The organism is Pseudomonas sp. 102515 (genome assembly GCF_031085165.1).
In the GTDB taxonomy this organism is placed as follows: domain Bacteria; phylum Pseudomonadota; class Gammaproteobacteria; order Pseudomonadales; family Pseudomonadaceae; genus Chryseomonas.
The window spans coordinates 353,190-371,980 of sequence record NZ_JAVHTY010000005.1; the positions used below are offsets into that span (position 1 = coordinate 353,190).

An 18,791-nucleotide genomic window follows, 5' to 3' on the forward strand; every position below is an offset into this window, starting at 1 on the left:
GCCCACGAGAGAGACGACGTGAAACCCAGTCTGAGTTTCGAATTCTTTCCCTGCAAGACCGAAGCGGGCCACGAGAAGCTGATCGCCACGGCGCGGCAACTGGCGAGTCACGGGCCGGAGTTCTTTTCCTGCACCTATGGTGCCGGCGGCTCCACCCGCGACGGTACCTATCGCACCGTCCGCCAGCTCAACGACGAGGTCGGCGTACCGACCGCACCGCACCTGTCGTGCGTCGGTGACAGCAAGGCCAAGCTGCGCGAGCTGCTGCAGCAGTACCAGGAAGCCGGCATCAACCGCATCGTCGCCCTGCGTGGCGACCTGCCGTCCGGCATGGGCCTGTCCGGCGGTGGCGAATTGCGCCATGCCAGCGATCTGGTCGCCTTCATCCGCGAGGAAACCGGCGACCACTTCCATATCGAAGTCGCCGCCTATCCGGAAACCCATCCGCAGGCGCGCAGCTTTACGGACGACGTGCGCAATTTCGTGTACAAGATGCAGGCCGGTGCTGACCGCGCGGTCACCCAGTACTTCTTCAACGCCGATTGCTACTTCCATTTTGTGGAACGTGTCCGCAAACTGGGAGTCGAAGCCCCGGTGATCCCTGGCATCATGCCGATCACCAACTACAGCAAATTGGCGCGCTTTTCCGATGCCTGTGGCGCTGAACTGCCACGCTGGCTGCGGAAGCAACTGGAAGCCTACGGTGACGACACCCAGAGCATCCAGGCCTTTGGCGAAGAAGTCATGACCGACCTCTGCGAGCGCCTGCTCGAAGGTGGGGCACCCGGTGTGCACTTCTATACCCTGAACCAAGCGGAGCCGTGTATCGCCATCTGGCGAAACCTCGGTTTTTGAAGTCGGCCAGGCGAACTGGCGGCGACTTTACCCAATCGTGATTACCGCTACCGGTCATCGCCCGACTCGTCATCCAGCGCAGGATGACGAGGGTGGGCGAGACGTCCCAAGCCTTTCGGACGTCAACCGGCAGCGCAACCGCGCCCCCACGTCGGCGGGACGCCGACAGAGACAGGAACCCCGCATGTCCTTCATTTCCCTCGGTCTCTCCGAGGCCCTTGCCCGCGCTGTGGAAGACGCTGGCTACACGAATCCCACGCCTGTTCAGCAACGCGCCATTCCGGCCGTCCTGCAGGGTCGCGATCTGATGGTGGCTGCCCAGACCGGCACCGGCAAGACCGGTGGCTTCGCGCTGCCGGTGCTCGAGCGCCTGTTTCCCAACGGTCATCCCGATGGTCACCACTATGTGGCCAAGCAGCCCCGCGTGCTGGTGCTGACGCCGACCCGTGAACTGGCGGCCCAGGTCCATGACAGCTTCAAGGTGTACGCCCGCGACCTGCCCATGCGCAGCGCCTGCGTCTTCGGTGGCGTCGGCCTCAAGCCGCAGGTCACCGCCCTGGCCAAGGGTGTGGACGTGCTCGTCGCCTGCCCGGGTCGTCTGCTGGACCTCGCCGGTCAGCAGAGCGTCGATCTGTCCGCCGTCGAGGTCCTGGTGCTGGACGAAGCCGACCGCATGCTGGACATGGGCTTCATCCACGACGTGAAGAAGGTCCTGGCCCGTCTGCCGGCCCGCCGCCAGAACCTGCTGTTCTCGGCCACCTTCTCCAAGGACATCACCGACCTCGCCGGCAAGCTGCTGCAGGATCCCGAGCGGATCGAGGTCACTCCACCGAACACCACCGTCGAGCGCATCGAACAGCGGCTGTTCCGTATCCCCGCCAACCAGAAGCGCGCCCTGCTCGCCCACCTGATCACCCTGGGTGCCTGGGAACAGGTGCTGGTGTTCACCCGGACCAAGCACGGCGCCAACCGCCTCGCCGAGTACCTGAACAAGCATGGCCTGCCGTCGGCGCCGATCCATGGCAACAAGAGCCAGAACGCGCGTACCAAGGCCCTGGCCGACTTCAAGAGCAACGAGGTTCGTGTCCTCGTCGCCACCGACATCGCCGCCCGCGGCCTGGACATCGATCAGTTGCCTCACGTGGTCAACTTCGAGCTGCCCAATGTCGAGGAAGACTATGTCCACCGTATCGGCCGTACCGGTCGGGCCGGTCGTAGCGGCGAAGCCATTTCGCTGGTCTCCCCGGACGAAGAGAAGCTGCTCAAGGCCATCGAGCGCCTGACCAAGCAGAGCATCCCGGACGGCGACATGCAGGGCTTCGACCCGCAGTCCGTGCCACCCGAGCAGCCGGAAGTCCGGGCGCCGCGCGAACCGCGTGGCAAGCCGCAGCAGAATCGCCAGAAGAAGGCCGACAAGCCGGCGCGCAGCGAAGGCAAGGGCCAGAATCAAGGTCAGAGCCAGAACCAGGGCAAGGCCGCCGGTGGCGAGCCGTCCGGCGCCCAGCCCCAGGGCGAGCGCAAGGGTCGTTCCCGCAATCGTCGCGACCGCCGCGATCGCGATGACGCCGACCAGGACAAGGCCGCCGTGCAACCCGGCCAGGCCGTCGCCCAGCAGCCGCGCAATCGTGATCCGGAAGAATTCCTGGACGACGCCTACGACAACTTCGGCAACAGCGTCGACTACGTGAGCCCCTACCAGGGCAAGGGTCGCAAGGGTCCGCGCAGTGGCAACGGCGGCAACGCGCCGCGCGCCGGTGCGACCGGCAGCCAAGGCCAGCCCCGCCAGGGCCAGGGCCAGGGTGCTGCCCGCGGTCCGCGCAGCCAGCAACAGCAGCAGCCCGGCAAGCGTCGCGGTCAGAACGGCCAGCCCCGTGCCGCCCGCCCCTATGAAGCCGCGCCCAGCGAGCCGCGCGCCTATGCCACCGAAGAGCGGCCGTCGAACAAGCCGCAGCCGAAGATCGTGCACAAGCCGTCGCGTGCCGATCGCCTGCCGACCCTGGAGCAGCTGGAAGAGATGCCGAGCCGGCCGCGCAGCGAGAAGCCCGCGCTGCTGACCCGCAACCGCGACGCCTGATGGCCGACGGGCCGCTCAGGCGGTCCGTTCACCAGGCAAAAAGAAACCCCGCCATGGCGGGGTTTCTTTTTTAGGCTTGTTTGAGAAGTCGCCGAGCGAAGGTCAGGCAAGGTAAAAATCGGCGAGGAAGCGGAGTTTACAAAGGGTAAATGAGCATTCCGAGCCGGTTTTTAACGCAGCAGCATGACCGAGCGCAGGCACTTATCAACCGAATCAGGCGTGGGCGGCGCGCAGGGCGTCGATATAGGGCTCGGCCTGGCGATGGCCGCGGATCAGCTCGATGAAGTCTTCACCCTGGTCGTTACGGGCATCCAGGTCGTAGCCAGCCTCGACGAAGAAGCCGACGAAGCGCTCGAAGTCGTCCGGGCGCAGGCCGCGATAGGCCTTGACCAGCTTGTGCAGAGACGCGGGAGTATCGTCCGCCGGCTCGACCGCGAGAAACAGCTTGATCTGCTCGTCGCTGATCTCTTCACCGATGACCTGCTTTTTATCCTTACGCATCCTTTGGCTACCTGTGCTGGGGGATTCTTTGGAGAAAAGGAGGGCCGATTCTAACCCCGCCCCTCGCCTGCCCGCCAGTGACAAACCGCGGCGATACCGCGACCCTGGTCGAAGGTTCAATCGAATTGAGCGCGCATCCAGCTGCGATAGCGCTCGGCATCGGGTACGCCTTCCAGCGGGGCCCAGGCCGGCCGTTCACCCTCGCCCAGGGGCACGAAGGGTCCGGCCTTGCATTCGAAGAACAGACAGTCGCCCCCCAGGGCGACCAGCGCATGGTAGTGGCCGGGCGCGAGATCGACGCCCGGGCAACCGGCGCGTTGGGACAGTTCGCGGCGCAGCAGCACCTGCCCGTCTTCGCCGAAGGTCAGCAGCCCGAGCCGGCCCTGCAGCACCAGCAGACTCTCGGCCTTGTGCGGATCCAGGTGGCGATGGGGCGGTATGTAGCTGTCTTCGCACATCCCCACCACCAGGCGATGGCAGGGCTCGTCCATGCGATGCAGGTTGTGATGGGCCCGCCGTCGCGGGCTGGCCGCCGCCTGCCGGAGCAGGTCGGCGAACAGCGCCTGATCCAACAGCCGCGCGGTCACAGTCCCTTCACGGCATAGATGCCGGGCGCGTTGCGCCAGTAGCCCTTGTAGTCCATGCCGTAGCCGAAGATGTAGCGATCGATGCAGGGCAGGCCGACGTAGGTCGCTTCCAGGCCCTTGACCTTGCGGTCGTGGGTCTTGTCGATCAGCACCGCGGTGTGGACTTCGCGGGCGCCGGCATGGCGGCAGAAGTCGATGATGGCCTTGAGGGTGTGACCCTCGTCGAAGATGTCGTCGACGATCAGGACATCGCGATCGATGAAGGACACTTCGGGCTTGGCCTTCCAGAACAGCTCGCCGCCGGTGGTCTCGTTGCGATAGCGGGTGGCGTGCAGGTAGGACATTTCCAACGGGAAATTCAGCCGGGTGGCCAGCTTGCCGGTCAGGATCAGACCGCCGTTCATCACGCAGAAGACCACCGGATTGCGCTCGGCGAGATCGACGGTGATGGCCGCGGCGATCCGGTCGATGGCCGCTTCGACCTGGGCTTCGTCATACAGGCAATCGGCTTCCTGCATGATCTGGCGGATATGGGCGAGATCGGCGGACATGGGGCTTCTCCGGGGGACGGGGCGCCTGCCCGATGGCTGGCGCGGATAAAAGGCGGCAAAGGTACAGACACCGCGAACCGATCTCAAGCGCCGCCAGGCGGCTATGATTGTCGCAGGGTACTGCCCACCTCGAGTCGGATGCTTTAATGTACCGCGGTTTTTTTGTGCGCCTGCCCTTCCTGCGGCAGGCCTTCGGGCCGCCGGTCGTACCGAAAACGTCCTCGATCCGCTGCCCTACCGTCTCTGGAGAATCCCATGCCCGTCCACGAAATCCGCCACCCGCTCATCCGTCACAAGCTCGGCCTGATGCGGCGCGCCGACATCAGCACCAAGAACTTCCGCGAACTGGCCCAGGAAGTCGGCGCCCTGCTGACCTACGAGGCGACCAAGGACCTGCCGGTGGAAGAGGTGGACATCGACGGCTGGTGCGGCACCGTCAAGGTGGAGAAGATCTCCGGCAAGAAGGTCACCGTGGTGCCCATCCTGCGCGCCGGCATCGGCATGCTCGACGGCGTGCTCAGCCTGATCCCCAGCGCCCGGGTCAGCGTAGTGGGCCTCGCCCGCAACGAATCCACCCTGCAGGCCCACACCTACCTGGAAAAGCTGGTGGGCGAACTGGACCAGCGCCTGGCCATGATCATCGATCCCATGCTGGCCACCGGCGGCTCCATGATCGCCACCATCGACCTGCTGAAGAAGGCCGGGGCCAAGGAGATCCGCGCCCTGGTGCTGGTGGCGGCGCCCGAAGGCATCGCCGCGGTCGAGGAAGCCCATCCGGACGTGCGCCTCTACACCGCCTCCATCGACGAGCGCCTCAACGAGCACGGCTACATCCTGCCGGGCCTGGGCGATGCCGGTGACAAGATCTTCGGCACCAAGCAGAAGGACGCCTGAGCGTGACCGCGCGGGAACCGCTCTGGCGGGAGATCCTGGTCGGCGCCCAGATGCTCTTCGTGGCCTTTGGCGCCCTGGTGCTGATGCCGCTGATCACCGGCATGGACCCCAATGTGGCCCTCTTCACCGCAGGCTTCGGCACCCTGCTCTTCCATCTCGTCACCGGTCGCCAGGTACCGGTGTTCCTGGCGTCGAGCTTCGCCTTCATCGCCCCGATCATCGCCGCCAAGGCTGAATTCGGTCTGCCTGCGGTGCTCGGCGGGGTGGTGGCGGCCGGCTTCGTCTACACCTTCCTGGGGCTGGCGGTGAAGGTGCGCGGCGTGGCCTTCATCGACCGCCTGCTGCCGCCGGTGGTGATCGCCCCGGTGATCATCTCCATCGGCCTGGGGCTGTCGCCGGTGGCGGCCAACATGGCCATGGGCAAGGCCGGGGACGGCAGCGCCCAGCTGGTGCCCTATGCCACGGCGATGCTGATCTCCATGCCGGCGCTGGTCACCACCCTGCTGGTGGCCATCTACGGCAAGGGCATGTTCCGCCTGGTGCCCATCCTCGCCGGGGTCTCTGTCGGCTACGCGCTGGCCTTCGTCTTCGGCATCGTCCATACCGAGGGCATGGCCGCTGCGCCCTGGCTGGCGATCCCGGCCTTCGTCGCGCCGGAATTCCACTGGGGCGCCATCCTGTTCATGGTGCCGGTGGCCCTGGCGCCGGCCATCGAGCACGTTGGCGGGGTGATCGCGGTGGGCGGCGTGACCGGCAAGAACTACCTCAAGCAGCCCGGCCTGCACCGCACCCTGCTGGGTGACGGCCTGGCCACCTCTTCCGCGGGCCTGTTCGGGGGTCCGCCCAACACTACCTACGCCGAGGTGACCGGCGCGGTGATGCTGACCAAGAACCACAATCCGCGGGTCATGCTGTGGGCAGCGGGCTTCGCCATGGTGCTGGCCTTCGTCGGCAAGTTCGGTGCGGCGCTGCAGACCATCCCGGTGCCGGTCATGGGCGGCATCCTCTGCCTGCTGTTCGGCTCCATCGCGGTGGTGGGGCTGAACATCCTGATCCGCCACCAGGTGGATCTGTCCGAGGCGCGCAACCTGGTGATCGTCTCGGTGACCCTGGTGTTCGGCATCGGCGGCATCGTCTTCGGCAACGGCGAGATCGGCCTCAAGGGCATCTCCCTCTGCGGCCTGATCGCCATCGGCCTCAACCTGGTCCTGCCCGGGCACAATGCCTGGAAGAAGGACGCCGAACCGCCAGAGCGTCCGCTGCTCTGAGGATTCGGTCCTGGCTGCCGGCCTAGGCCGGCAGTCGGGGTTGCTCGATCGGCTGCGGCGGCCGTTCCGCCACCTCTTCGCACAGTTCCACCAGGGCCTGCACCCAGGCCGGGTCGTCGTTGACGCAGGGAATCAGCACCAGCTCCCGGCCGCCAGCTTCGATGAACTGCTCGCGCCCGCGATCGCCGATCTCTTCCAGGGTTTCGATGCAGTCGGCGACGAACGCCGGGCACATCACCAGCAGACGCTTGACCCCCGCCTTGGCCAGCGCGTCCAGCCGCGCCTCGGTGTAGGGCTCGATCCACTTGTCCTTGCCCAGCCGCGATTGGAAGGATACCGACCACTTGCCATCGGGAATGCCCAGGCGCCGGGCCACCAGTTCGGCGGTACGCTGGCACTGGCTGCGATAGCAGACGGCCAGGGCCTTGGCGGTGACCTTGCTGCTGTCGGGCGCGCGCAGGTCGTGCTTGCGATCCTTGACCAGCTTGCGGATGTGCCGCTCGGGCAGGCCGTGGAAGGACAGCAGCAGGTGGTCGTAGGGTTCCTGCAGATAGGGCTCGACGCTGGCCGCCAGCGCCGCCTGGTATTCCGGCCGGTCGTAGAACGGCGGCAGGATCTTCAGCGTCAGCGGCAGCTGGTGGGCCTCGATCACCCGTCGCGCCTCGACGATGGCGGTGGTGGTGGTGCTGTCGGCGAATTGCGGATAGAGCGGCGCATAGGTCACCTCGCGGATGCCCTGGCTGGCCAGGCGCTTGAGCACCGTTTCCACCGAGGGCTCGCCGTATCTCATGCACAGCTCCACCGGACCGTGGCGCCAGAGTGGCCGTACGGCGTCCTGCAGCCGGCGGCTGAGCACGATCAGCGGCGAGCCGTCGTCCCACCAGATCGACTCATAGGCCTCGGCCGAGGCGGCGGGTCGCTTGATCAGCACCAGGGACACCAGCAGACGGCGCAGCGGCCAGGGCAGATCGACCACATAGGGGTCCATCAGGAACTGGTTCAGATAGCGCTTCACGTCCGGGACGTGGGGCGAATCGGGCGAACCCAGGTTGGCGAGCAGCAGAGCGTTGGTAGTCATCGTGAATCCTTGGCAGCGAGCAGGTCGGCCAGGGCCGCATCCAGCTCGGGATAGCGAAAGACATACCCGGCCGCGAGCAGGCGCTCGGGTCGGGCGCGCTGGCCACCCAGCAGGAGGATGGACAGCTCTCCCATCAGGCGCAGGGCGAAGGCGGGAATCAGCAATCGCGCCGGACGCCGCAAGGCCCGTCCCAGCGCTTCGGTGAACTCCCGGTTGCGGACCGGCTGGGGGGCACAGAGATTATAGGGACCCTGGGCATCGCTTCGGTTGAGAAGAAAATCGATGGCCCCGATTTGATCCTGTAAATGAATCCAGGGCATCCATTGGCGTCCATTGCCCAGGCGCGCGCCGAGACCGAAGCGGAAGGGCGGCAGCAGGCGCAGCAGGAAACCGTCGTCGGCGGCCAGCACCAGGCCGGTGCGCAGGTTGACCACGCGGATGCCCAGCTTCTCGGCGTCGTTGGCGACCTGTTCCCAGGCCAGGCACAACTCGCCGGCGAAGTCGGGACCGGCCAGGCTGTCCGCCTCGCTCACCGGCTTCTCACCGCTGTCGCCATAGAAACCGGTGGCCGAGCCGGACAGCAGGACCGCGGGTTTCTGCGGACGGCCACGCAGCCATTCGATCAGGCGCTCGGTGGTGCCGATGCGGCTCTGCCAGAGTTCGGCCTTGCGGCTGCGGGTCCAGGGCTTGTCGGCGATGGGGGCGCCGGCCAGGTTGACCACGGCATCCAGGTGTTCGTCGCCCAGCGCCTCCAGTTGGGCGATGCCGCGCACCCCGGGTCCGCATTCGCGTGTCACCCGTCCCGGGTCGCGACTGAGCACGGTGAGTTGGTGGCCGGCGGCCGCCCATTGGCGGCACAGCGCACGGCCGATCAATCCGGTGCCACCTGTCAGCAGGATATGCATGTCGTCACTTCCTTCTCGTATTGCCCTGCCGCCCGGATGCATCTGAACGAAGGGAAGAGGATTGTTTGGTATGGTCGTGGGTCGAAAGATCCAGAACGGTTGCCAGTCGTAGCCGTAGAGCCCTTGCGCGCGCAAACGTTCGACAAGGGCGAATCGTCAGACAAGCGAGGTCCATCATGACTGCCCCCATCGCCATCGTTGGCGCAGGAATAGCCGGACTTGCCGCGGCCCAGACGCTGATTCGCGCCGGGCAGCAGGTCCAGATCTTCGACAAGAGCCGCGGCAGCGGCGGCCGCATGGCCAGCAAGCGCAGCGAAGCCGGTGCCCTGGACCTGGGTGCCCAGTATTTCACCGCGCGCGACCGGCGCTTCATCGATGCCCTCAACGAGTGGCGTCGGGCCGGCTGCGCGGCCGAATGGAATCCGGCGCTCTACCAGTATCGCGACGGTCGCCTGAGCCCGTCCCAGGACGAACAGCCGCGCTGGGTCGGGGTGCCGCGCATGAGCGCCATCACCCGCCACCTGCTGGCCGATCTGCCGGTCACCTTCGATTGCCGCATCACCGAGGTCTTTCGCGGAGCCCAGCACTGGCACCTGCTGGATGCCGGCGGCGAGACCCACGGGCCCTTCGCCCAGGTCGTCATCGCCATGCCGGCGCCCCAGGCCACGGCGCTGCTGTCCAGCGTGCCCAAGCTGGCGGCCACCGTGGCCGGCGTCAGCATGGAACCGACCTGGTCGGTGGCCCTGGCCTTTCCCACGCCCCTGCAGACCCCGGTGGAAGGCTGCTTCGTGCAGGGCGGTGAACTGGACTGGCTGGCGCGCAATCGCTGCAAGCCCGAGCGCGACACCACCCTGGACACCTGGGTCCTGCATGCCACCAGCGCCTGGAGCAAGGCGCACCTCGACGCCTCGAAGGACGAGGTGATCGAACGCCTGCATGGTGCCTTCGCCGAGCTGATCGGCTGCCCGCTGCCGGCGCCGACCTTCAGCCTGGCCCATCGCTGGCTCTATGCCCGTCCCGCGCAACCCCACCAGTGGGGCGCCCTGGCCGATCCCGACATGGGCGTCTTCGTCTGTGGCGACTGGTGCTCCAGCGGGCGGGTGGAAGGTGCCTGGTTGAGTGGTCATGAGGCCGCGCAGCAGCTCCTGGGCAGCCTGGATTAATCGACGAAGCGCACGCCGTCTGTAACCTGCGGCGAATCTTTTGCCACAGCCCCCTGTCGAAAGTTGCACCAAACTTGTACAAACAGGAAAACTTGTACAAGAAAATACACGACAGGGGATCTCCATGGTTGCCAACTCCTCCTCCAGCCTGCCCCGCCCGCGCCTGGGTATCAGCGCCTGCCTGCTGGGTGACGAAGTCCGCTACAACGGCGGACACAAGGAATCCCGGCTCTGCAGCCAGACCTTCGCCGAGCACTTCGACTTCGTCCGGGTCTGCCCGGAGATGGCCATCGGCCTCGGCACGCCTCGCGAACCCATCCGCCTGGTGGGCGACTCCCAGGCGCCGCGCGCGGTGGGCACCGTCGACCCCAGCCTGGACGTGACCGCCGCCCTGACCGGCTACGGGGAAAAGATGGCGGGCGAACTGACCGACCTGTCCGGCTTCATCTTCATGCAGAAATCGCCGTCCTGCGGCATGGAGCGCGTCAAGGTCTACCACGCCAACGGCCAGGGTAGCGAAACCGATGGCCGCGGTCTGTTCGCCGCCGCCATCATGCGTCTACGACCGGACCTGCCGGTGGAAGAGGCCGGTCGGCTGAACGATGCGGTGCTGCGAGAAAACTTCGTCACCCGCGTCTTCGCCCATGCCCACTGGCAGCAACTGCTGCAACAGGGTCTGACGGCACGGGCGCTGCTGTCCTATCATTCGCGTTACAAGTATCAGCTCATGGCCCACGACGCCCATCGTGCGCGGGCCCTCGGCCAGCTGGTCGGCAGCATCGGCCAGCGCAATCTGGACGAGCTGGGGCAGGAATATTTCAGCGGCCTGATGGCTGCCCTGAAGAAGTGCGCCACCCGTGGTACTCATTGCAATGTGCTCTATCATTTATTCGGTTATCTGCGTCGGGTCCTGAGCGACAGCGAGAAGCAGGAAATGCAGTTGCTGATCGAGCAGTACCACGAGGGCATCGTCCCCCTGGTCGTGCCCCTGACGCTGCTCAAGCACCACTTCCGCCAGCATCCGGATCGTTATGTGAACGAGCAGGCCTATCTCCAACCACACCCCGAACGTCTGAGTCTGCGAAATGCCATCTAGCGCCACTCCCTTGCCTTCGTCGTCGAACGGCGAAGATCAGGACTACCAGTCCGCTCTCCACGAGGGCTGGCTGCCCATCCGGGAAATCGCCCGGCGCACGGGTGTGAACGCCGTGACGCTGAGGGCCTGGGAGCGGCGCTATGGCTTGCTGGTCCCCAAGCGCACGCCCAAGGGCCATCGGCTGTACAGCGAGGCCCATGTGGTCCGCGTGCAGCAGGTCCTCGCCTGGATTGCTCGCGGCGTGGCGGTCAGCCAGGTCAAGGGGCTGCTCGACGAACAACGGCCCGCGGCGATTCCCAGCGATACGCCCTGGCAGGCCATCCATCAAGAGATGATGGACGCCATCGGCCGGCTGGCCTCGCGTACGCTGGACGAAGCCTACAACCGCGCCGCCTCGCTCTATCCACCTCGGGTACTGCTGGACCAGCTGCTATGGCCACTGCTGCGGGAGCTGGAGCGCCTGAGCCAGGCGACCGACGATGGTCGTCTGCAACAGGTGTTCTTCCGATCCTGGCTGCGCAGCAAGCTGGGTGCGCGGATCTATCACAGTCAGCACAGCCTGAGAGGCGCGCCCCTGGTGCTGCTGAATCTCGACGAGACGCCCATGAACACCTCGCTGTGGCTCTGCGCCTGGCTGATCAGCGCCGCGGAATGCCCGGTAGAACTGGTGGAGTGGTCGGTCCCCGCGGGTAATCTGGATCGCCTGGTCGAACAACTCGAACCCCGGGCACTGATTCTTTGCCGTGACAGCCGACCCGACAGCGAGCTGCGTCGCCAGCTGCAGACCTTCGCCAATCGCCATGCCCGTCCCTGCCTGACCCTCGGTGCGCTGGGCGAATCCCTCACTGCCGATGCCGCGCCGGCGCGCAGTCCGGGCGAAGCCTTCGATCGCCTGCAGAGTGCCGGGCTGCTGCGTCAGGAACGCCATGCATGAGTCAGCTCGTCTGGCTTCGAACTGACCTGCGCACCCTCGACCATCCCGCTCTCTACAGCGCCATCGAACAGGGCCCGGTGGCAGCTGTCTTTCTGGTGAGTCCCGCCCAATGGCAGGAGCACCACGAGGCGGCGGTCAAGGTCGACTTCTGGCTGCGCAACCTCACCGAACTGGGCAAGACGCTCAAGTCCCTGGGCATCCCCCTGCTGGTCCGCAGCGCCGAGCGTTGGGAGCAGGCGCCCCAGGTGCTGCTCGACCTGGCCCGGGAGCTGGACGTCGAGCACCTGCATTTCAATGACGAATACGGGATCAACGAAGCCGCCCGTGACGACGCCGTGGTCAAGGCCTTCGACGACGCGGGCCTGGCGACCCATCGCTATCTGGACCAGACGCTGTTCGCGCCGGGTACGGTGCTGACCAAGAGCGGTGGCTATTTCAAGGTTTTCGGCCAGTTCAGGAAGACCTGCCTGGCACGCCTGGAAACCGGCCTGCCGACACCCCTGCCCGCCCCGGGCAAACAGCAGAACAGCCTGGTCCCGGCGGACGAGTTGCCCACCTCGGTCGAGGGCTTCGCTGCGACCGCACCCGAGGTGCAACGACTATGGCCGGCAGGGGAAGAAGCGGCGCTGCAGCGCCTGGAAGCCTTCATCCAGGATGATCTGGAAGACTATCAGCGGGCGCGGGACATTCCCTCCGAGCCCGGTACCAGCCAGTTGTCGGCTTATCTCAATGCCGGGGTGCTGACGCCCCGCCAGTGCCTGCAGGCGGCGGTCCGGGCCAACGATGGCCTGCTCAGCGGCGGCAAGCAGGGGGCGGCCACCTGGATTACCGAGTTGCTCTGGCGCGAATTCTATCGTCACGTGCTGGTGGGCTATCCCTGGGTTTCCCGGCACCAGCCGTTCAACCGGGACCTGACCGCCCTGCCCTGGCGCGACGACCCCGAAGGCCTCGCAGCCTGGCAACAGGGGCGCACCGGGATTCCCATCATCGATGCCGCCATGCGCCAGCTCTTGCGGACCGGTTGGATGCACAATCGCATGCGCATGCTGACGGCCATGTTCCTGTGCAAGAACCTGCTGATCGATTGGCGCGAGGGTGAGCGCTGGTTCATGCGGCATCTCGTCGATGGCGACCTGGCTTCCAACAACGGCGGCTGGCAGTGGAGCGCCTCCACCGGTACCGATTCGGCACCCTACTTCCGGGTGTTCAATCCCCACACCCAGGCGCTGAAGATCGACGCCCGGGGCGACTATGTGCGTACCTGGGTGCCGGAACTGGCCGACCTCAAGGGCAAGGCCGTGCATACCCCCGGGGGCCGCTACCTGACGCCCCTGGTTGACCTGGGCGAGAGTCGCCAGCGGGCGCTGGCCGCCTACCGCGGCATGGCGCGCAGGACGGACACGAAAAAGCCGGACTAGGTCCGGCTTCTGGCATGAGACCACCGCGAACTACAGCGTGTGGCTGTAGAACAGTGCGTAGGACTCGATGCCATCGTTGGGCTGCTTGATGCCCGCGTTGGAATAATGAGTCGCACGGATGCCGACGCGCTGGGTGTCGCCGATCTTCAGGCCCAGACCGATGCGGTCTTCGAAATTGAAGGCCGAGCCCAGGTCCTGCTCGCCAACCTTGGTGCTGGAGAAGACAGCGACGCCGATACCGGCTTCGACGAAGGGCTTCACCTGACCCTGGCCGAATTCGTAGACGAACACCGGGGCGAAGGACAGCGAATGCTGATCGGAAGAATGACCATTGTCGCCTTCCCAGTAGGTGTAACCGGCGTCCCAATAACCGGTCAGGCGCCCTGTGGAGCTTTCCCACCAGCTCTTGTCCCAGTTCCAACCCGCACCGATACGATAGGTCATGCCGTTCTGGCTGGTTGCCCCGACCGCGCCAGTGAGTTCCACGGCCTGCACCGACGCCATTCCACCCAGCGAAAGCGCGGTGGCTACTGCGAAGGAAAGCAATTTTTTCATGAGAGTGCCCTTGTGCATGTTTCTAGTTTTTGCGGACTGCCAGCATTGACCGCGAAGACGTGAAGGGGTTCACAGCCCTCGACGTTTTTACCTACAAGGTCGAATGCTAGTCGCTGGATGACTATTTGGCGAGTGAAACCCAGGCACGACGTCAGACGAACGCCTCTACCTCGGCCCCTGCCGGCCAAAGCTGCGGCAACACCGCGCCTAGCTCGGTAGGGACGCCGGAGGTCCAGATCCGCGTCGGCCCGGCCGGTCCCGTGGCCAGACGTGCGTCCAGCGCGAGCAGACTCTGCAGCCGACGCGCCACGGCGCCACCGGTATCCACCAGGATCACCTCCGGTGGCACCAGTTCGGCCAGCAGGGGCCGCAGGAAGGGATAGTGGGTGCAGCCCAGGATCAGGGTGTCGCACTCCGCCGCCAGCAGGGGTTCGAGAAAGCCCTGCAGCAAGCGCCGGGTCTCGGGGCCATGCAGGTCGCCACGCTCGACCTGCTCCACCAACCCCGGGCAGGGCTGGGTGAGGACCTGAACGCCCAGGGCGAATCGGTCCAGCAAGGCGGCGAACTTGGCACTCTGCAGGGTACCGGTGGTCGCCAGGACCCCGACCCGGCCATTGCGGGTCGCCGCCGCGGCGGGCTTGACCGCGGGTTCCATGCCGACGATGGGCCAGTGGGGATAGCGTTCGCGCAGATCGGCCACCGCCGCCACGGTGGCGGTGTTGCAGGCCACCACCAGGGCCTTGGCGCCCTGCGCGTGCAGCCGCGCCGCGATCAGCTGGCAGCGCTCGCGGATGAAGGCGGGGGTCTTTTCGCCATAGGGAATATGGCCGCAATCGGCGACGTAATGCAGGGTTTCCGCCGGCAGCAGCTGGCGGATCTCCGCCAGCACCGACAGGCCGCCGACGCCCGAGTCGAAGACCCCGACCGGCGCCTCGTCAGCCATGGCGAGCGCCGCACACCGGGCAACCCGGATCGCGCTTGACCCGCAATTCGCGGAAGCGACTGCTCGCCGCATCCACCAGCAGCAGTCGCCCCACCAGGGGCTCGCCGAAGCCGGCCAGGAGCTTGAGCGCTTCCAGTGCCTGCAGACTGCCCACCAGGCCTACCACCGGACCCAGTACCCCGGCCTCGCTGCAACTGAGCTCCGTCTCGCTGCCCTCGCCATAGAGACAGTGGTAGCAGGGGCTGTCGGCTCGACGCGGATCGAAGACGCTGAGCTGGCCTTCCAGGCGAATGGCGGCGCCACTGACCAGGGGGCGGCCCATGGCCACGCAGGCGGCATTCACCGCCGTCCGGGTAGTGAAGTTGTCCGAGCAGTCCAGCACCAGATCCACCATGGCGATGCGCGCCACCAGGCTGTCGGCATCCAGCGCTTCGCGCAGCGGCACCAGGCGCACCTCGGGATTGAGCGCCGCCAGCCGCTGCAGGGCGGAGTCCACCTTGCCCTGGCCGATGCGGCTTTCGTCATGCAGCACCTGGCGTTGCAGATTGCTCAGGTCGACCCGGTCGAAGTCGGCCAGGTGCAATTCGCCAACGCCCGCCGCGGCCAGATAGAGCGCCACCGGCGAACCCAGACCGCCAAGGCCGACGATGAGCACCCTGGCTTCCTTCAATCGCAATTGTCCGGCGATATCCACCTGGGCCAGCAGGATCTGCCGGCTGTAGCGCAGCAGTTCGCCGTCGCTCAGCATGGCCGACGCCCTCCGCTGATGCGTTCGTGACCACCCAGGTCCTGGCGACTCTCGACCTCGACGAACCCCTGGCGAACCAGCAGATCGCGCACCGCGGCGGCCTGGTCGAAGCCGTGCTCCAGCCACAGCCAGCCACCCGGCTGCAGGTGTACGGGCGCCGCCGCGACCAGTTCGCGGATGTCGTCCAGGCCATCGACGCCGGCCACCAGGGCGCTGCGCGGTTCGAACCGCACGTCGCCCTCGTCCAGATGGCGATCGCTGCCGGCGATATAGGGGGGATTGCTAACGATCAGGTCGAAGCGCTGCCCGGCGAGGGCGTCGAACCAGTGACTCAGCTGAAAGACCGCATTGCCCAGGCGCAGGCGCTGGGCATTGCGTTGCGCCAGTTCCACCGCCGCCGCAATACGATCCACGCCGCTGACCTGCCAGCGCGGTCGTTCATGGGCCAGGGCCAGGGCGATGGCGCCGGTGCCGGTGCCCAGATCCAGTACCCGTACCTCGTCGGCCAGGGGCAGTGCCAGGGCCGTTTCCACCAGCACCTCGGTATCGGGGCGGGGGATCAGGGTGTCGGGACTCACTTCCAGATCGAGCGACCAGAAGCCCTGCTGGCCAAGGATATAGGCCACCGGTTCACCCTGCCGGCGCCGTTCGAGATCGGCCTGGAAACGCGCCAGGGCCTCGCGCGGCACCAGTTTCTCCGGCCAGGTGCGCAGGTAGCTGCGCGGCTTGTCCAGGGCGGCGGCCAGCAGCAGCTCCACATCGAGGCGGGCGCTGGGCGAGTCCGGCAACTGGCTTTCGCGCAACAGGGCGCCGATGGTGGCCATGGGTCAGTCTCCCAGCGCCGCCAGCTGGTCGGCCTGGTATTCCTGCAGCAGCGGATCGATGATCTGCTGGACGTCGCCGTTGACCACCTCGCCCAGCGAATAGAGGGTCAGGTTGATGCGGTGATCGGTCACCCGGCCCTGGGGAAAGTTGTAGGTGCGGATGCGCTCGGAACGGTCGCCCGAACCCACCAGCAGCCGGCGGGTGTCGGACATTTCCTTGTGCGCCGCCGCGTCCTGCTGGTCATTGAGCTTGGCCGACAGCCAGGCCATGGCCTTGGCGCGGTTCTTGTGCTGGGAGCGTTCTTCCTGGCACTCCACCACGATGCCGGTGGGCAGGTGGGTGATGCGCACCGCGGAGTCGGTCTTGTTGACGTGCTGACCGCCCGCGCCGGAGGAGCGATAGGTGTCGACGCGGAGATCGGCCGGATTGATCTCGATGGCCTGCTGTTCGTCCGGCTCGGGCAGCACCGCCACGGTGCAGGCCGAGGTGTGGATGCGGCCCTGGGATTCGGTCTCCGGAACCCGCTGTACCCGGTGCGCACCGGACTCGAACTTGAGCTTGGCGTAGACGCTGTCGCCTTCGACCCGGGCGATGACCTCCTTGAAGCCACCGTGCTCGCCCTCGTTCTCCGAGAGCACCTCGAGACGCCAGCCCTGGCGTTCGGCATAGCGCGAGTACATGCGGAACAGGTCGCCGGCGAAGATCGCCGCCTCGTCGCCGCCGGTACCGGCGCGGATTTCCAGGAAGACGTTGCGACCGTCATTGGGATCCCGCGGCAGCATCATGCGCTGCAGTTCGTCTTCCAGTTCCTGCAGCCGCGCCTTGGCGGTGCCGACCTCTTCCTCGGCCATCTCGCGCAGATCCGGATCGCTGTCCTTGAGCAGCGCCTGGGCGCCCTCAAGGTCGGCCTGCACCTTGCGGTATTCGGTGAACGCCTGGTTGACCGGCTCGAGTTCGGCGTATTCCTTGGAATAGGCGCGGAACTGGGTCTGGTCGCTGATGACTTCGGCGTCGCCCAACAGCGCGGTCAGCTCCTCGAAGCGGTCCTGCAGACCGTCGAGCTTGTGCAACAGAGAGGTCTTCATGTCTTGTCCAAACCCTCGTCGAGGGCGAAGAGTTCCTGAGCCAGGGTCAGCGCATCGACGCGCCCCTCGGCGGATAGTTTCTTGAGCTGCACGCTCGGTGCGTGCATCAGCTTGTTGGTGAGGCTGCGTGCCAGGGCCGCCAGGGCTTCCTGGGGATCGACGCCATTGGCCAGCTGGCGCTGGGCGCGGGCCAGTTCGTCGTCGCGGATCCGCTCGCCCTGCTGGCGATAGGCGCGGACCACGTCCACCGCGGCGCGCTCGCGCAGCCGCTGCATGAAATCCTCGACCCCGGCCAGCACCAGCTTCTCGGCGGCCTGGGCGGCACCCTGGCGACTCTTGAGATTTTCCGCCACCACCTCGTGCAGGTCGTCCACCGTATAGAGGTAGACGTCTTCCAGCTCGCTCACCTCCGGCTCGATGTCGCGCGGCACGGCGATGTCGACCATGAAGATGGGCTTGTGCCGACGCTGCTTGAGCGCCCGCTCCACCGCGCCCTTGCCGAGGATGGGCAACTGGCTGGCGGTGGAGCTGATGACGATGTCGCTGTTGACCAGCTCGTCGGGGATGTCGGCCAGGAGCACGGTGTGGGCACCGAATTCCTCCGCCAGATGGCTGGCGCGCTCCAGGGTACGGTTGGCGACGACGATGCGCCGCACGCCCTGCTCGTGCAGATGGCGAGCGACCAGGGTGATGGTCTCGCCGGCGCCGATCAGCAGCGCCTGGCTGCGGCTGAGGTCGCTGAAGATCTGCTTCGCCAGGCTGACCGCGGCAAAGGCCACGGATACCGGGTTCTCGCCGATCGCCGTGTCGGTGCGCACCGCCTTGGCGGTATTGAAGGTGGCCTGGAACAGCCGGCCCAGCAGCGGACCGACCGTGCCGGCCTCGCGGGCCACGGCGTAGGCCGACTTGAGCTGGCCGAGGATCTGCGGCTCGCCCAGCACCATGGAATCCAGCCCCGCGGCCACCCGCATCATGTGGCGGACCGCGGCCTCGTCCTGGTGCAGATAGATGCTGGCGCGCAGGTCTTCCAGGGGCACCCGGTGGTACTGGGCGAGCCAGGCCAGCACGGCCTCCCCCAGGCTGGGCTCCAGCTCCAGGTAGAGTTCGCTGCGATTGCAGGTGGAAAGAATCGCCGCTTCGCGACTGTGGGTGGCCTGCTCCAGCTGGCGCAGGGCCTCGACCGTCTGCTCCGGAGTGAAGGCCACACGTTCGCGCACCTCAACCGAGGCGGTCTTGTGATTGATGCCGAGCGCGAGAAAGGCCATGGACGCAAGCAGTCGAACGGATTGGGAAAGCCGAACATTGTCCTAC

At 66.4% G+C, this 18,791-nt stretch carries 19 protein-coding genes; 8 read left to right on the forward strand and 11 right to left on the reverse strand.

The annotated features are described in order from the left end of the window. The first annotated feature begins 18 nt into the window (after positions 1-18). Both metF and RCF34_RS20210 read left to right on the forward strand, forming a co-directional pair. Positions 19-855 (forward strand): methylenetetrahydrofolate reductase [NAD(P)H], encoded by an 837-nt coding sequence (metF, locus tag RCF34_RS20205; RefSeq protein WP_308709769.1) that lies wholly within the window; start codon positions 19-21, stop codon positions 853-855. 184 nt (positions 856-1,039) lie between these two features. Beyond that, entirely contained in the window at positions 1,040-2,929 is a 1,890-nt protein-coding gene (locus tag RCF34_RS20210; protein ID WP_308709770.1) for a DEAD/DEAH box helicase, read from the forward strand. Positions 2,930-3,142: 213 nt separating this feature from the next. On the opposite strand, the gene RCF34_RS20215 is transcribed toward RCF34_RS20210, so the two are convergent. The 3 genes from RCF34_RS20215 to RCF34_RS20225 all read right to left on the reverse strand — a co-directional run bounded on the left by RCF34_RS20215 (position 3,143) and on the right by RCF34_RS20225 (position 4,568). Beyond that, the gene (locus RCF34_RS20215) at positions 3,143-3,430 is read right to left on the reverse strand and encodes a PA4642 family protein (RefSeq protein WP_308709771.1); all 288 of its coding nucleotides are present in this window, start codon (positions 3,428-3,430) and stop codon (positions 3,143-3,145) included. Positions 3,431-3,546: 116 nt separating this feature from the next. Next, a complete protein-coding gene (locus tag RCF34_RS20220) occupies positions 3,547-4,017 on the reverse strand; it encodes a WbuC family cupin fold metalloprotein (protein WP_308709772.1) in 471 nt (156 codons plus the stop codon). Beyond that, positions 4,014-4,568 carry a hypoxanthine-guanine phosphoribosyltransferase gene (locus RCF34_RS20225; protein WP_308709773.1) on the reverse strand — a complete coding sequence of 185 codons (555 nt, stop codon included), beginning with the start codon at positions 4,566-4,568 and terminating at the stop codon, positions 4,014-4,016. The genes RCF34_RS20220 and RCF34_RS20225 overlap by 4 nt, the downstream gene beginning before the upstream one ends. A gap of 255 nt (positions 4,569-4,823) precedes the next feature. Between RCF34_RS20225 and upp the strand changes: the two genes are divergently transcribed. Both upp and RCF34_RS20235 read left to right on the forward strand, forming a co-directional pair. After that, complete coding sequence (upp, locus tag RCF34_RS20230) at positions 4,824-5,462, forward strand: uracil phosphoribosyltransferase (RefSeq protein WP_308709774.1); 639 nt, start codon at positions 4,824-4,826, stop codon at positions 5,460-5,462. Between the two features lie 2 nt (positions 5,463-5,464). Further along, the gene (locus RCF34_RS20235; protein WP_374941215.1) at positions 5,465-6,730 is read left to right on the forward strand and encodes a uracil-xanthine permease family protein; all 1,266 of its coding nucleotides are present in this window, start codon (positions 5,465-5,467) and stop codon (positions 6,728-6,730) included. Between the two features lie 22 nt (positions 6,731-6,752). Here RCF34_RS20235 and RCF34_RS20240 read toward each other — a convergent pair whose 3' ends face one another. Next, positions 6,753-7,808 carry a ferrochelatase gene (locus tag RCF34_RS20240; protein WP_308709775.1) on the reverse strand — a complete coding sequence of 352 codons (1,056 nt, stop codon included), beginning with the start codon at positions 7,806-7,808 and terminating at the stop codon, positions 6,753-6,755. Then, a complete protein-coding gene (locus RCF34_RS20245) occupies positions 7,805-8,713 on the reverse strand; it encodes a TIGR01777 family oxidoreductase (RefSeq protein WP_308709776.1) in 909 nt (302 codons plus the stop codon). The genes RCF34_RS20240 and RCF34_RS20245 overlap by 4 nt, the downstream gene beginning before the upstream one ends. Positions 8,714-8,778: 65 nt before the next feature. On the opposite strand from RCF34_RS20245, the gene RCF34_RS20250 reads away from it, so the two are divergent. The 4 genes from RCF34_RS20250 (at position 8,779) to RCF34_RS20265 (ending at position 13,324) form a co-directional block, all read left to right on the forward strand. Further along, complete coding sequence (locus tag RCF34_RS20250) at positions 8,779-9,876, forward strand: NAD(P)/FAD-dependent oxidoreductase (RefSeq protein WP_308709777.1); 1,098 nt, start codon at positions 8,779-8,781, stop codon at positions 9,874-9,876. 124 nt (positions 9,877-10,000) lie between these two features. Then, positions 10,001-10,972: a DUF523 and DUF1722 domain-containing protein gene (locus RCF34_RS20255; RefSeq protein ID WP_308709778.1), complete on the forward strand. Its 972-nt coding sequence runs from the start codon at positions 10,001-10,003 to the stop codon at positions 10,970-10,972. A 10-nt stretch (positions 10,973-10,982) separates the two neighbouring features. Next, a complete protein-coding gene (locus tag RCF34_RS20260) occupies positions 10,983-11,906 on the forward strand; it encodes a MerR family transcriptional regulator (protein ID WP_308709779.1) in 924 nt (307 codons plus the stop codon). Beyond that, a complete protein-coding gene (locus RCF34_RS20265; RefSeq protein ID WP_308709780.1) occupies positions 11,903-13,324 on the forward strand; it encodes a deoxyribodipyrimidine photo-lyase in 1,422 nt (473 codons plus the stop codon). The genes RCF34_RS20260 and RCF34_RS20265 overlap by 4 nt, the downstream gene beginning before the upstream one ends. Positions 13,325-13,354: 30 nt before the next feature. On the opposite strand, the gene RCF34_RS20270 is transcribed toward RCF34_RS20265, so the two are convergent. The 6 genes from RCF34_RS20270 to hemA form a co-directional block, all read right to left on the reverse strand. Next, positions 13,355-13,879 carry an acyloxyacyl hydrolase gene (locus RCF34_RS20270; protein ID WP_308709781.1) on the reverse strand — a complete coding sequence of 175 codons (525 nt, stop codon included), beginning with the start codon at positions 13,877-13,879 and terminating at the stop codon, positions 13,355-13,357. Positions 13,880-14,030: 151 nt separating this feature from the next. Then, positions 14,031-14,822, reverse strand: a complete 792-nt coding sequence (gene murI / locus RCF34_RS20275) for a glutamate racemase (RefSeq protein ID WP_308709782.1) — start codon at positions 14,820-14,822, stop codon at positions 14,031-14,033. Beyond that, positions 14,815-15,570 carry a molybdopterin-synthase adenylyltransferase MoeB gene (locus RCF34_RS20280; RefSeq protein ID WP_308709783.1) on the reverse strand — a complete coding sequence of 252 codons (756 nt, stop codon included), beginning with the start codon at positions 15,568-15,570 and terminating at the stop codon, positions 14,815-14,817. Before RCF34_RS20280 ends, murI begins: the two co-directional genes overlap by 8 nt. Then, positions 15,564-16,394, reverse strand: coding sequence for a peptide chain release factor N(5)-glutamine methyltransferase (gene prmC, locus RCF34_RS20285; protein WP_308709784.1), 831 nt, complete (start codon positions 16,392-16,394; stop codon positions 15,564-15,566). The genes RCF34_RS20280 and prmC overlap by 7 nt, the downstream gene beginning before the upstream one ends. Positions 16,395-16,397: 3 nt before the next feature. Continuing rightward, positions 16,398-17,480: a peptide chain release factor 1 gene (gene prfA, locus RCF34_RS20290; RefSeq protein ID WP_183633783.1), complete on the reverse strand. Its 1,083-nt coding sequence runs from the start codon at positions 17,478-17,480 to the stop codon at positions 16,398-16,400. Next, entirely contained in the window at positions 17,477-18,745 is a 1,269-nt protein-coding gene (hemA, locus tag RCF34_RS20295; RefSeq protein WP_308709785.1) for a glutamyl-tRNA reductase, read from the reverse strand. The genes prfA and hemA overlap by 4 nt, the downstream gene beginning before the upstream one ends. Positions 18,746-18,791 lie beyond the last annotated feature (46 nt).